The following is an 11,688-nucleotide window of genomic DNA, read 5'->3' on the forward strand; positions in this document are numbered from 1 at the left end:
CTTGGCGCCATGCGTATTTGGAAAGAGAAGAAGCGCAGCGGCGGGATTGCTGCGCACCAAGGTAGGCCTGCGGCACGCAGCCTTCCGTTACAGCACGCGCATACGTGGCCGCCGCCAACTTTCCGCGGGGCCAGTCACCAGGTCGGTCAGGGCCCAGACCAGCGCATCCACCCGGTCGGGAGAGCCCTGCCCGGCAAAGCCCGAGACGGTCATCAGGCCCATCTGCTCTTCGAGCGCGTCGAAGCGCCGCGCGTGGCCGATCCTTCCCTGCTCGTAAAGCGCCGCCACGGGCTCGGCCCGCAGCGCCTTGCCACGGGTCGCCGAAACCCTGCGCAGCGGCACGTTCGGCGCCACCTGCCGCAGCACCGCCTCGACCATCGCGCCGCCCTGATTGACCTCGGCCACGATCCGGTCGCCCTGCCACCTCTCGAGCGCCTCCACCGCGGCACGGGCCCAGCCCACCGGGCCCAGCCCCTGCACCGAGGCATCTTCGAGGACATAGGCGCGCCACGCCTGCGGCGGCCCGTCGCACACCACACCGCACACCACGATCCCGCAGGCGTCAGCCGCCTGACCGTCCCCGGCGGGCGGGTCCACCGCCACGACGATCCGCTCAAAACACCCGGGCACCTCGCACAGCCGCGCACGGTCCAACATGTCCTGCGTCCACAGCGTGCCGTCCACATCAACGACCATCTCGCCGTCAAGCTCCTGCCGCGCCAGCCGCGTCGCCCCGTAGCGCGCCCGCACCTCATCGAGGAACGACGCCGCGAGGTTGGCGCGGTTGGCCTCGGTCGGCGCCCGCGTCACCACGGTGCTCGGCAGGTCCAGCAGGTCCCTGAGCACCGCCACGTTGCGCGGCGTCGTGGTGACGCAAGCCCGCGGCTGGTCTCCGAGGCGCAGCGCGAACTGCAACATGTCCCACGTCTCGCGTGCCTTGCGCCATTTGGCCAGTTCGTCCGCCCAGGCGGCATCGAATTGCGGGCCGCGCAGCGCCTCGGGATCATGCGCCGAGAACACCATCGCCTCGGCGCCATTGGGCCATGTGAGACAGCGCCGCGTGGCGCTCCAGTCCGGGCGCCTGTCCGGCGGCGAGCAGGCGAGGAGCCCGCTGTCGCCGAACACCATCACCTCGCGCGCCTGATCCAGCGTTTCCCCGACCAGCGCGACCCGCATGCAGCGCCCCGGCGACAGCGGCAACGCGCCCTCGACCATCGACCGCACCCATTCGGCTCCGGCACGGGTCTTGCCCGCGCCGCGCCCGCCCAGGATGACCCAAGACCGCCAGTCGCCCTCGGGCGCCAGCTGGTGTTCCATCGCCCAGAACTCGAACAGAAAGGGGAGCGCCAGGCGCTCCCCTTCGGTCATCTCATTCAGAAAGCGCTCCTGCGCCGCAGCACCGGCGGAGGCGAGCCATGCGGCACCCGACCTCAAGCCTTGCCCGCTCGAGATCGAGCGCCCAGTCCCCGGCAATTCCCTTTTGCTTGCGTTTGACATTGCTGATCAGTGCCTCCGTTTCATGCGCGACCTTGAGCCAGTAGCGCAGGTCCGCCACCGCCTTGCTGGTCTCGGGTTTGTCCAACGTGCCGCTCGCCTCGTACTGCCCGCGCAGGCGCCGCATGTCGGCGCCCAGATGCCGCAGCATGTCGGCGATCATCTCCCGCTCTTCTTCAAGACGGGTCAGTTCCTCGTCGAGATGGATGAGAACCATGGCTCGATACCTTTCTTGCCTGTGGAAGTGCCTCTGCGCGGCCTGCCTTGGTTTTTTTCTGATGCAGGCCCGCCAAACGAAAAAACGGCCGCCGGGATCACCCCCGGGGCCGCCTGCTCAATTCGTCCAGCATGTCTGAAACCCTACGCCGGAGCGGACGCGAAGTCAAATTACCGGGCCGCGCGGAGAATCCTTATGTGGCTGTTAATAAATAATAGTAACCGCATACCGCAGCGTCCGCAGCGCCTCGCCAGAAGCGCCCTTGCCGGTGCCATGCGGCTCTGGCACAAAGTCATCACCAACCCCTCCCGGAGCCGCCCATGCCACGTCTTGCCAGCCGCATCACCTCGCTCAACGCCGGCGGTGGCGATGGCTGGGAGATCTTCTACAAGGCCCGCGCCATGGTGGCTGCCGGAGAGCCGGTGACCGAACTGACCATCGGCGAGCCCGACACCCGTACCGATCCGGCGATCCTCGCCGAAATGCACCGCGCGGCCAGCGCCGGGCACACGGGGTATGCGGTGGTACCCGGCACGCCCGCGCTGCGCGACGCCATCGCCGCACGGGTTGCAGCACGCAGCGGCGTGCCGACAACGCGCGACAACGTGCTGGTCACCCCCGGCGGGCAATCGGCGCTCTTCGCCGCGCACATGGCCGCCTGCACGCCGGGCGGGACCGCGCTGATGATCGAGCCGCACTACGTCACCTATCCCGGCACGATCCGCGCCGCCGGCGCCATCCCGCACAGCGTCGAGACCCGCCCCGAGCACAGCTTCTTTCCCGCCGAGGCCGATCTGCGCCATGCCGCTCAGGCTTCGGGGGCCAGCTCGCTTCTGGTCAACACTCCGAACAACCCCACCGGCGCGGTCTACCCGCGCGACACGCTCGACGGCATCGCTAAGGTGGCGCGCGAGGAAGACCTCTGGGTGATCTCCGACGAGGTCTATGACTCGCAGATTTGGCAAGGCGCGCATCTCAGCCCCCGCGCCCTGCCCGGCATGGCCGAGCGCACCATGGTGATCGGCTCGCTGTCGAAGAGCCATGCCATGACCGGAAGCCGCATCGGCTGGCTGATCGCGCCGCAAGAGGCGATCTCGGCGCTCATCGATCTGGCCACCAACACCACCTACGGCGTCCCCGGCTACATTCAGGACGCCGCGCTCTATGCGCTCACCGCTGATGCCACGCTTGAGCCGCGCGTCGCAGAGTCTTTCCGCCGCCGCCGCGCGCTGGCGCAGCGCATCCTCGCGGGCCAGAACACCGTCGGGCTGGTGCCGTCCGGCGGGGCCATGTACCTGTTTCTCGATGTGCGCGCCACCGGGCTGTCGGGCATCGCCTTTGCCGATGCGCTGCTCGATGCCCACCGCATCGCGGTGATGCCGGGCGAGAGTTTCGGTCCCTCGGCGGGCGGTTTCATCCGTGTCGCGCTCACCGTGCCGGACGCGCGCTTTTCCGAGGCGCTCTCGACCCTTGCAGGCTTCGCTGCCAGTCTCGCCAAGGCGGCCTGATTCATGTCGGGCACGCCGATCTCCAGCATCCGCAACCTTGGCCCGGCCATACAGCAGGCCTGCAATGACGCCGGTATCCCCGATGCCGAGACGCTGCGCGAGATCGGCGCGGATGCCGCCTACGCGCGGCTGCTCGCACATGGCACCCGGCCGCATTTCATCGGCTACTACGTGCTGCATATGGCGCTGCAAGGGCGCCCTTGGAACGACTGCCGCGGCAAGGAAAAGGAAGAGCTGCGGACGCGGTTCGACGCGCTGGTGGCAGCGCGATCAGATCCCGCGCCGCTGGCCGGGATCGAGGCGATCCTCGACGAGATCGGCGTTGTAGACCCCGCCAGGGCAAAGCGCTAAGGCCTCAAACTCCCCAAACAAAACAACGCGTTGAGGTGCATGCCGCCCACCTCCAAGGAACCTGCCGCCACCTCCATGTGTTTGGTCTGCAACGACGAACGCAACCGCATCGGAGACCGACATGGACCTGATCCGCATTATTCTTTCGATCCTTCTTCCCCCGCTTGGCGTTTTCCTGCAGGTGGGCCTCGGCAAGCATTTCTGGATCAACATCCTGCTGACCATCCTCGGCTATATCCCCGGCATCGTGCACGCCATCTGGATCATCGCGCGCACCGGCCCCAAGCAACAGCACGTGTAAGCAAACGGGAGGCTTGAGCCATGAGTACGCGCATTCCACAGCCTGATCTCGAGCGGCTGGACCGCATCGACCGCTGGGCACGGCGCATGGACCGGGCCTACCGCATTCCCTTCACCTCGATCCGCTTCGGCTGGGACGTGGTGCTGGGCCTCGTGCCCGGTGTTGGGGACACGCTCGCTCTCGCGCCCGCCGTCTGGATCGTCAAAGAGGCCCGCGACATGGGCGCCCCGGCGCCGCTGCTCGCGCAGATGGGCGGCAATATCGCCGTCGACTGGGTGATCGGCCTGCTGCCGCTTGTGGGTGACATCCTCGACATCGGCTACCGCGCCAATACGCGCAATGCCATGCTGCTGCGCGAATGGGCGCAGGGCCGTGCCGCCGCGCCGGGACGTGGGCCCGCAAGGCCCGCCTATACTGCCGCTTGATCGACGTCACCGCGGCGCGAGGCTGTCGCCGACCAATGCAGAGTCGCCGCCCAAATAGCAAAGGGCGCCCTACGGGGCGCCCTTTCTTCGTTCTCAAGGTGAGCGCGAGGCTCAGCCGACGAGCTCGAGGCCCGAGAAGAAGTAGGCGATCTCTTCCGCGGCGGTTTCCGGCGCGTCGGAGCCGTGCACCGAGTTCTCGCCGACCGACTCGGCGAATTCTGCGCGGATGGTGCCCTCTGCGGCGTCGGCCGGGTTGGTGGCGCCCATCACTTCGCGGTTCTTGGCGATTGCGCCTTCACCTTCCAGCACCTGCACGACAACCGGCTCGGACGCCATGAACTCGCACAGTTCGCCGTAGAACGGGCGCTCTGCGTGCACCTTGTAGAACTCGCCGGCCTGCGCCGGGGTCAGCTGGATGCGCTTCTGCGCGACGATGCGCAGGCCAGCTTCTTCGAACTTGGCGTTGATCTTGCCGGTCAGGTTGCGGCGGGTTGCGTCGGGCTTGATGATCGACAGGGTGCGTTCGACGGCCATTTTGGTCTCTCCAATATCGCAAGGCCGGGCGACGGCCCGGCCAGTATTCTCTGCGCAGGGCGTTACCATGGGGTTGAGGAATTGGGAAGACCCTGCTGCCCGGCGATGCCTCATTGCTAGGCGAAAAAGGGGCGCTGCCCCTCTTGGCCTGCGGCCAATTCACCCCGGCGTATTTTTTGAAGAGAAGAAGGCTAGACGCCTCCGTCTTCTTCTCTTTGTCAAATACGCACGGCGCGGCGGCACCGTCCGGCGCGTCGCCCGAACAATGGCGCTATGCGCGCAAAGGGGGATGTTGCCCGCCCGCGGCCTCTGCTATGGGCAGCCTCATGCTGAGTATTCGAGACATCTCCTATTCCGTCGAAGGCCGCCCTCTGCTCGAGGAAGCCTCTGCCGTGATTCCCGCTGGCCACAAGGTTGGCCTCGTCGGCCCCAATGGCGCTGGCAAGACCACGCTCTTTCGCCTGATCCGCGGCGAGCTGACGCTCGACGGCGGCGAGATCGAACTGCCCGCCCGCGCCAAGATCGGCGGCGTGGCGCAAGAGGCGCCGGCCTCGGATGTCTCGCTGATCGAGACGGTTCTGGCCAACGACCTCGAGCGCGCCGCGCTGATGGCCGAGGCCGAGACCGCCACCGACGCGCATCGCATCGCCGAAGTGCAGACCCGGCTGGCCGACATTGACGCGTGGTCGGCCGAGGCGCGGGCCGCCACCATCCTCAAGGGCCTTGGCTTTGACGAGGCGGCGCAGCAGCGCCCCTGCTCGGATTTCTCCGGCGGCTGGCGGATGCGGGTGGCGCTGGCCGGCGTGCTGTTTGCCGAGCCCGACCTGCTGCTGCTCGACGAGCCCACCAACTACCTCGATCTCGAGGGCGCGCTGTGGCTGGAAAGCTACCTGCAGAGCTACCCGCACACGGTGATCGTGATCTCTCACGACCGCGGCCTGCTGAACCGCGCGGTCGGCGCCATCCTGCATCTCGAAGAGCGCAAGCTGGTGCTCTATCAGGGCAATTACGACACGTTCGCCCGCACCCGCGCCGAGCGCCGCGCGGTGCAGGCGGCGCAGGCCAAGAAGCAGGACGAGCGCCGCGCGCACCTGCAGAAATTCGTCGACCGCTTCCGCGCCAAGGCGTCGAAGGCCCGGCAGGCACAGGCCCGCGTCAAGCAGCTGGAGAAGATGGAGCGGATCACCGCGCCCGAAGACATGGCCAAGCGCGTCTTCACCTTTCCGCAGCCCGACGAGCTGTCGCCGCCGATTCTGGCGCTGGAGGATGCCTCCACCGGCTATGGCGAGCATGTGGTGCTGCGCAAACTGTCGCTGCGCATCGATCAGGACGACCGCATCGCCCTGCTGGGGCGCAACGGTCAGGGCAAATCGACCCTGTCGAAACTGTTTGCCAGCCGGCTCGAGTTGATGGGCGGCAAGATGACCGCAAGCTCCAAGCTGCGCATCGGCTATTTCGCCCAGCACCAGGTGGACGAGCTGCACCTCGACGAGACGCCGCTGCAGCACCTGCAGCGCGAGCGCCCCGACACCGCGCCGCCGAAGCTGCGCGCACAACTGGCCGGTTTCGGGCTTGGCGCGGATCAAGCAGAGACGGAAGTGGGGCGGCTGTCGGGCGGCCAGAAGGCACGTCTGTCGCTGCTGCTGGCAACGCTGGATGCGCCGCATATGCTGATCCTCGACGAGCCGACCAACCACCTCGACATCGAAAGCCGCGAGGCGCTGGTCGAGGCGCTGACCGCCTATTCCGGCGCGGTGATCCTTGTGAGCCACGACATGCACCTTCTGGGGCTGGTCGCCGACCGGCTGTGGCTGGTGAAGGACGGCACGGTGAAGCCCTACGAGGAAGACCTCGAGGCCTACCGCAAGATGCTGCTGACGCAGGACAAGCCGGAGAAGCCCGCAAAGGCAGCCAAGGCTGCCGAGAAGGCCGCCGCCGCCAAGCCCAAGCGGCCCGGTCGCGACGAGATGCAGGCGCTGCGTTCGGAGGCCCGCAAATGCGAGGCGCGCGTGGCGAAGATCGAAGAGATGCGCGAAAAGCTGGCCAAGAAGCTGGCCGACCCGGCGCTCTACGAAACCGAGCGCGCTGGCGAGCTGGAGACCTGGAACCGCAAATACGCCGAGGTGATGGACGGTCTGCACCGCGCTGAGGCGCTGTGGGAGGCGGCGATGGAGAAGCTGGAGACCGCGGAAGCGAGCTGACCGGCGCGCTTTTTCTGGACAGCCGCGCGCCGAGCGCCTAGCCCTTTAGCATGGATCTGGCCTTTCTCATCAGCGCTTTTGCCACGCTCTTCGTGGTGATCGACCCGATCGGGCTGACCCCGGTGTTCATCGCGTTGACCCAAGGCGCCGATGCCGCACACCGTCGCGCGGTGGGCATAAGGGCCTGCGTGACCGCGCTGATCATCCTGATGCTGTTCGCCTTCTTCGGCGAGGCGGTGCTGGGATTCATCGGCATCTCCATGCCCGCCTTCCGCATCTCCGGCGGGCTGCTGCTGTTTCTCACCGCGCTCGACATGCTGTTCGAACGGCGCACCAAGCGCCGCGAGGACAAGGTCGAGGACGAGGTGATGCCCGACCCGTCGATCTTTCCCATCGCCATCCCGCTGATCTCGGGCCCCGGGGCGATCGCCTCGATCATCCTGCTGATGGGCCAGTCGCACGGGGCGCTTGAGACGGCCATGGTGCTGGGCGTTCTGGGCATCGTGCTGCTGATGGTACTGGGCTGTTTTCTGGTGGCGGGCCCGATGGAACGGGCGCTCGGCCATGTCGGGATCGTGGTGATCACCCGGCTCTTCGGCATGCTTCTGGCGGCGCTTTCGGTGCAATTCGTCATCGACGGCATCCGCGGGATCGACTGGTCCGGCGTTTTCTGACCGCCGATCCGTCCGCGCCGCAAGCACCATGGCGAGACGCAGGACTCGCAAGCGGGCAACAGACCCCTTACATTGAGAGGGTGTCGGAAGGAGCGCGCCGTGTCGGACTTTGAAATCGGACGTCTGGGATATCTCGGCCTGCTGCTGGCGGCGCTGGTGTTTTGGATGTTCGTGCAGCACCGCGGCCGCATCGGACAGAAGCTGCAGCAACTGGCCGCCTGGGGCCTGATCTTCATCGCGGTTCTGGCAGCGGTCGGCCTTTGGGGCGATATCCGTCAGACGGTGATGCCGCAGCAATCGGTGTTTGCCGAGAGTGGCCGCATCGAACTGCCGCGCGCACCTGATGGGCACTATTACCTGACGCTACAGGTGAACGACGCGCCGGTGCGCTTCGTCGTCGACACCGGCGCCAGCGGCGTGGTGCTCACCCGCCGCGACGCGGCGCGCGCCGGGCTCGATCCGGAGACGTTGCTCTTTCATTCCCGCGCCCGGACCGCGAACGGCGCAGTCGAGACCGCCCCGGTGCGTCTGGACCGTGTCACGCTGGGACAGATCGCCGACAGCAACCTGCCCGCCTATGTGAACGGCGGCGAGATGGACAATTCGCTGCTCGGGATGAGCTACCTGCAGCGCTTCGACCGGCTGGAAATCTCGGGCGGCAAGATGATCCTCGAACGCTGAGGCTCAGACCTCGATCTTCAGCCGCGCGCGATCCAGCACGATGATTGCGCCGCGCCGCAGTTCGATGATGCCCTCGCGCCGCAGATCGCCCAGCAGCTTGTTGATCGTCTGCCGCGAGCAGCCCACCATCGAGGCGAGGTAAGACTGGCTGAGCCGCGCCTCGCGGTGGGTTTCGGTGGTGAACTGGTGCAGGTAGATGCAAAGGCGCTCTTCGACCGAGAAGAACTGCGCAATGGCGCGCAGTTCGTTGTCGCGCGTCAGGCGGCTTTGCAGGATGGCGGCGGTGTTGCGCACGATCAGCCGCGGCGGCATGTGTTTGAACAGCAGCTCGTCGGTGGCTGACAGCACGATCGTATCGGGCAGCGTGCGGCAGGTCGACGCGCAGCGCGTTCCCGACAGCCCCTCGACCTCGCCCAGAACCTCGCCGGGATCGGCCACATGCACCACGGCGGCATTGCCATGCTTGTCGAGATAGATGACCTCGACCCGTCCGCGACCGATCAGGTAAAAAACCGGGGTTGGCTCGCCCTGCGACAAGATGTCCGTCGGCGCGTCAAAACGGTGCACCGTGCATTCGGCGATGAACGCTTCCTTCTGGGCCACAGTCAGCCCTTCAAGGAGAGGACAGCCAAGCAAAGCCTGGTGATCGATCAAAGATGTCATGAGATCAGTTCGATACCCGGATTACCGACCGACGCAAGATTAAAACGCGCATATTCCATGCGGACGCCTGCAACTGTGTGTCAAAGTCGTTCATCAAGTATGTCGTCTTCGTTAATATTTGTAGGGTAAATAGCCGTCCCAACCCGCCTGGCAATGCACAGTCCCGAAGACATCCGAAACAGCGACGATGACCAAGAGCGGAGTTGAAACGGCCGTTACTCGTATACCCTCACCCTCTTGCGGGTAAACCCGCGCAAGACACCGCCGTTTCCACACGAGTCGCGCAGCCCGGCGGCGTGGTTATGTCTAGGAGAATTATTGCCGACGCAGTGTAAGCAAGATGACATTTCGAGCTAAAAACATCGCGAAAAATGTATAATATTTCCCTGTTTTCTGAGTGTTGCAAAATTACAAGGATTTTTTCTCGCAAGGCGCGAGCAGGCAAACGCATACACACGCTATTTGGCCGATCTCGGGCGTGTACCGATCGCGGACCGCCTCAGGATTCGGCCTTCTTCTCCCACCGACCGCTTTCCTCGGACCAGTATTGCGCCTTGCACCCGGCGGCGGTCAGCGCCTTCCACTGGCCGCGCGCCTGCGTCAGCGCGCGCTCGTCCATGCCGTCGAACAGGATGCAAACACGTTCCATCTGGCGCACGTCCTCGGCCGAGACCTCGGCGCCGTCCACCGACATCAGACAGCTTGCGCCATTGGGCGCCTCCGCGCGGTCGGTCAGCAGCACCGGTTGCTGCGCATCATGCGCGCCCCCGGCCCGGCCGTGCGGCAAAAACCCATCCTCCGGCCCCAGCCACAGCCGCTCGTCCAGCCAGTCAAGCCGCCCCGGATCGGCGCCGCGCACCGCGACGCGCCAGCCTGCGGCCAGAGACTTCTCCAGCAGCATCGGCAAGGTCTCTTCCAGCGGTCGCCGGGTGAGATGGTAGAACATCGCAACGCCCATGGGTCAGGCTCCGTGATCGGCTTTCGCGTGGGTTTCGCCGCAGGCGCCGCCCCCCCTCCGCGGGCCAGCACAGCGCCGCGCGGGAGGGATCATCGCCTGCAGCCCTCAGTCCTCGGCGGTCTCGAAACGCTCGCGCACCAGACGGTCAAGCGACAGCACGCCCCAGCCAGTCGCGCCTGCCGGCGCCAGAAGCGTCGCCGCCTTCACCTTGGCGACCCCGGCGATATCGAGGTGGATCCACGGCATGTCGTCCCGCACGAAACGCTTGAGGAACTGCGCCGCGGTGATCGAGCCCGCCGGACGCCCGCCGATGTTCTTCATGTCGGCAAGCGGCGATTTGAGCATGTCGTCATAGGCCTGCGCCAACGGCATGCGCCATGCGCCCTCGCCCTCGGTCTCGGCGGCCTTGAGGAAATCGCGGGCAAAGCCGTCCTCATTGGCGTAGACAGCGGCGTTCTCGTGCCCCAGCGCGACGATGCAGGCCCCGGTGAGCGTGGCCAGATCGACCATCGCGGCGGGCTTCACGTGCTCCTGCGCGTACCAAAGCACATCGCACAGCACCAGCCGCCCCTCGGCGTCGGTGTTGAGGATCTCGATGGTGTCGCCTTTCATGGATGTCACGATGTCGCCCGGGCGCATCGCAGTGCCCGAAGGCATGTTCTCGACCAGCCCGACAAGGCCGACCACATGCGCCGGTGCCTTGCGCAGCGCCAGCGCCTTCATCACGCCCGCGACGGTGCCCGCGCCACCCATGTCCATGGTCATGTCTTCCATGCCCGCGCCCGGCTTCAGCGAGATGCCGCCGGTGTCAAACACCACGCCCTTGCCGACCAGCGCCAGCGGATCGCCCTCGGCGCCTTTCCAGCGCATCACCACCATCTTCGACGGCGCGGCAGATCCCTGCCCCACGGCCAACAGCGCGTTCATCCCAAGCTCGGCCATCCGGTCTTCGTCGAGCACCTCGACCTCGACACCAAGCTCGGTCAGCGCCTCGAGACGCGCGGCGAATTCTTCGGTGGTCAGCACATTGGCGGGCTCGCTCACCAGATCGCGGGTAAAGGCAACGCCTTCGGCCACCGCCAGAAGAGAGGCGGCTGCGGTCTCGGTCTGCTCGGGCTTGGCGCACAGGATGGTGGCAGGCGACGGAAGATCGCCGCTCTCGCTCTTGTGATTGACCACCGTGTGCCCGCGCAGCGCCAATGCCAGCGCCAACTGCGGCAAGCGCGCGGTGCTCTCGCCGACGATGGTCAGAGCCGTGGCGCCCGCCACGCGCGCCAACGCCGCCCCCGCCTTGCGCGCCTCCGCGACAGAGGGGCGGCGCTCCAGCTTCACGATATCCAGCGCCTCCGCTTCAAGCCCGGTCGGAAAGGCCAGCGAGATCACCTCTGCCGGTTTCGCCTTCTCCCAGCGGTCCGAGGCCAGCAGCCGCGCCACGGCGCCCTTGGTCAGACGGTTCAGACGGCGGGCACCGGGGCTCATCCGCCCTTCGGCGTTGATCAGCAGCACCACGCGGCCCTGCCGGTCCGCCAGCCCATCCAGATCCACCGCAGAAAATTCGAAATCGCGCAGCTTGCTCATCCGCCGTCCTTCCCGTTGTCGGTCGTCTCGTCTGTCGTCTTTGTGTTTGTCCCACAGTCCTAGTGGCCCGCAATCGGCTTGACCAGAGGCACCTTTTCCGACG

The 11,688-nt window shown here is 66.5% G+C and carries 13 protein-coding genes; 7 read left to right on the forward strand and 6 right to left on the reverse strand.

Annotated features, from left to right (window positions below; translation table 11 throughout):
- Window positions 1–87: 87 nt before the first annotated feature.
- Both ACXAJT_RS02265 and ACXAJT_RS02270 read right to left on the reverse strand, forming a co-directional pair.
- On the reverse strand, window positions 88–1,434 hold the full coding sequence (locus tag ACXAJT_RS02265; RefSeq protein ID WP_475232547.1) for a DNA-packaging protein: 1,347 nt from the start codon (window positions 1,432–1,434) through the stop codon (window positions 88–90).
- The gene (locus ACXAJT_RS02270) at window positions 1,370–1,711 is read right to left on the reverse strand and encodes a hypothetical protein (protein WP_475232549.1); all 342 of its coding nucleotides are present in this window, start codon (window positions 1,709–1,711) and stop codon (window positions 1,370–1,372) included. Before ACXAJT_RS02270 ends, ACXAJT_RS02265 begins: the two co-directional genes overlap by 65 nt.
- 320 nt (window positions 1,712–2,031) lie before the next feature.
- On the opposite strand from ACXAJT_RS02270, the gene ACXAJT_RS02275 reads away from it, so the two are divergent.
- The 4 genes from ACXAJT_RS02275 to ACXAJT_RS02290 all read left to right on the forward strand — a co-directional run bounded on the left by ACXAJT_RS02275 (window position 2,032) and on the right by ACXAJT_RS02290 (window position 4,296).
- A complete protein-coding gene (locus ACXAJT_RS02275) occupies window positions 2,032–3,219 on the forward strand; it encodes a pyridoxal phosphate-dependent aminotransferase (protein ID WP_475232551.1) in 1,188 nt (395 codons plus the stop codon).
- Between the two features lie 3 nt (window positions 3,220–3,222).
- Window positions 3,223–3,570: a TfoX/Sxy family protein gene (locus ACXAJT_RS02280; RefSeq protein WP_475232552.1), complete on the forward strand. Its 348-nt coding sequence runs from the start codon at window positions 3,223–3,225 to the stop codon at window positions 3,568–3,570.
- 121 nt (window positions 3,571–3,691) lie between these two features.
- Window positions 3,692–3,871, forward strand: a complete 180-nt coding sequence (locus tag ACXAJT_RS02285) for a YqaE/Pmp3 family membrane protein (protein WP_475232554.1) — start codon at window positions 3,692–3,694, stop codon at window positions 3,869–3,871.
- A gap of 20 nt (window positions 3,872–3,891) precedes the next feature.
- Window positions 3,892–4,296: a DUF4112 domain-containing protein gene (locus ACXAJT_RS02290; RefSeq protein WP_475232556.1), complete on the forward strand. Its 405-nt coding sequence runs from the start codon at window positions 3,892–3,894 to the stop codon at window positions 4,294–4,296.
- Window positions 4,297–4,407: 111 nt separating this feature from the next.
- Here the strand turns inward: ACXAJT_RS02290 and ndk are convergent, their stop codons facing one another.
- On the reverse strand, window positions 4,408–4,830 hold the full coding sequence (ndk, locus tag ACXAJT_RS02295; RefSeq protein WP_066106256.1) for a nucleoside-diphosphate kinase: 423 nt from the start codon (window positions 4,828–4,830) through the stop codon (window positions 4,408–4,410).
- 326 nt (window positions 4,831–5,156) lie between these two features.
- Between ndk and ACXAJT_RS02300 the strand changes: the two genes are divergently transcribed.
- The 3 genes from ACXAJT_RS02300 (at window position 5,157) to ACXAJT_RS02310 (ending at window position 8,386) form a co-directional block, all read left to right on the forward strand.
- Window positions 5,157–7,031 carry an ABC-F family ATP-binding cassette domain-containing protein gene (locus ACXAJT_RS02300; protein WP_475232557.1) on the forward strand — a complete coding sequence of 625 codons (1,875 nt, stop codon included), beginning with the start codon at window positions 5,157–5,159 and terminating at the stop codon, window positions 7,029–7,031.
- 50 nt (window positions 7,032–7,081) lie between these two features.
- Window positions 7,082–7,705 carry a MarC family protein gene (locus tag ACXAJT_RS02305; protein WP_475232559.1) on the forward strand — a complete coding sequence of 208 codons (624 nt, stop codon included), beginning with the start codon at window positions 7,082–7,084 and terminating at the stop codon, window positions 7,703–7,705.
- A gap of 99 nt (window positions 7,706–7,804) precedes the next feature.
- Window positions 7,805–8,386 (forward strand): retropepsin-like aspartic protease family protein, encoded by a 582-nt coding sequence (locus ACXAJT_RS02310; protein WP_475232560.1) that lies wholly within the window; start codon window positions 7,805–7,807, stop codon window positions 8,384–8,386.
- Window positions 8,387–8,389: 3 nt separating this feature from the next.
- Here ACXAJT_RS02310 and ACXAJT_RS02315 read toward each other — a convergent pair whose 3' ends face one another.
- The 3 genes from ACXAJT_RS02315 to ACXAJT_RS02325 all read right to left on the reverse strand — a co-directional run bounded on the left by ACXAJT_RS02315 (window position 8,390) and on the right by ACXAJT_RS02325 (window position 11,585).
- Window positions 8,390–8,989, reverse strand: a complete 600-nt coding sequence (locus tag ACXAJT_RS02315; RefSeq protein ID WP_475232562.1) for a Crp/Fnr family transcriptional regulator — start codon at window positions 8,987–8,989, stop codon at window positions 8,390–8,392.
- A gap of 559 nt (window positions 8,990–9,548) precedes the next feature.
- Window positions 9,549–10,007, reverse strand: a complete 459-nt coding sequence (locus ACXAJT_RS02320) for a DNA polymerase III subunit chi (protein WP_475232565.1) — start codon at window positions 10,005–10,007, stop codon at window positions 9,549–9,551.
- A 105-nt stretch (window positions 10,008–10,112) separates the two neighbouring features.
- The gene (locus ACXAJT_RS02325) at window positions 10,113–11,585 is read right to left on the reverse strand and encodes a leucyl aminopeptidase (protein ID WP_475232567.1); all 1,473 of its coding nucleotides are present in this window, start codon (window positions 11,583–11,585) and stop codon (window positions 10,113–10,115) included.
- Window positions 11,586–11,688: the final 103 nt, after the last annotated feature.

Source organism: Salipiger sp. ABF4_146, assembly GCF_056161345.1.

Bases quoted from the DNA above. Each gene is read 5' to 3' on its own strand.
- ACXAJT_RS02270 (WP_475232549.1), bottom strand. From the start codon at position 1,711: ATGGTTCTCATCCATCTCGACGAGGAACTGACCCGTCTTGAAGAAGAG.
- ACXAJT_RS02275 (WP_475232551.1), top strand. From the start codon at position 2,032: ATGCCACGTCTTGCCAGCCGCATCACCTCGCTCAACGCCGGCGGTGGC.
- ACXAJT_RS02280 (WP_475232552.1), top strand. From the start codon at position 3,223: ATGTCGGGCACGCCGATCTCCAGCATCCGCAACCTTGGCCCGGCCATA.
- ACXAJT_RS02285 (WP_475232554.1), top strand. From the start codon at position 3,692: ATGGACCTGATCCGCATTATTCTTTCGATCCTTCTTCCCCCGCTTGGC.
- ACXAJT_RS02290 (WP_475232556.1), top strand. From the start codon at position 3,892: ATGAGTACGCGCATTCCACAGCCTGATCTCGAGCGGCTGGACCGCATC.
- ndk (WP_066106256.1), bottom strand. From the start codon at position 4,830: ATGGCCGTCGAACGCACCCTGTCGATCATCAAGCCCGACGCAACCCGC.
- ACXAJT_RS02300 (WP_475232557.1), top strand. From the start codon at position 5,157: ATGCTGAGTATTCGAGACATCTCCTATTCCGTCGAAGGCCGCCCTCTG.
- ACXAJT_RS02305 (WP_475232559.1), top strand. From the start codon at position 7,082: ATGGATCTGGCCTTTCTCATCAGCGCTTTTGCCACGCTCTTCGTGGTG.
- ACXAJT_RS02320 (WP_475232565.1), bottom strand. From the start codon at position 10,007: ATGGGCGTTGCGATGTTCTACCATCTCACCCGGCGACCGCTGGAAGAG.
- ACXAJT_RS02325 (WP_475232567.1), bottom strand. From the start codon at position 11,585: ATGAGCAAGCTGCGCGATTTCGAATTTTCTGCGGTGGATCTGGATGGG.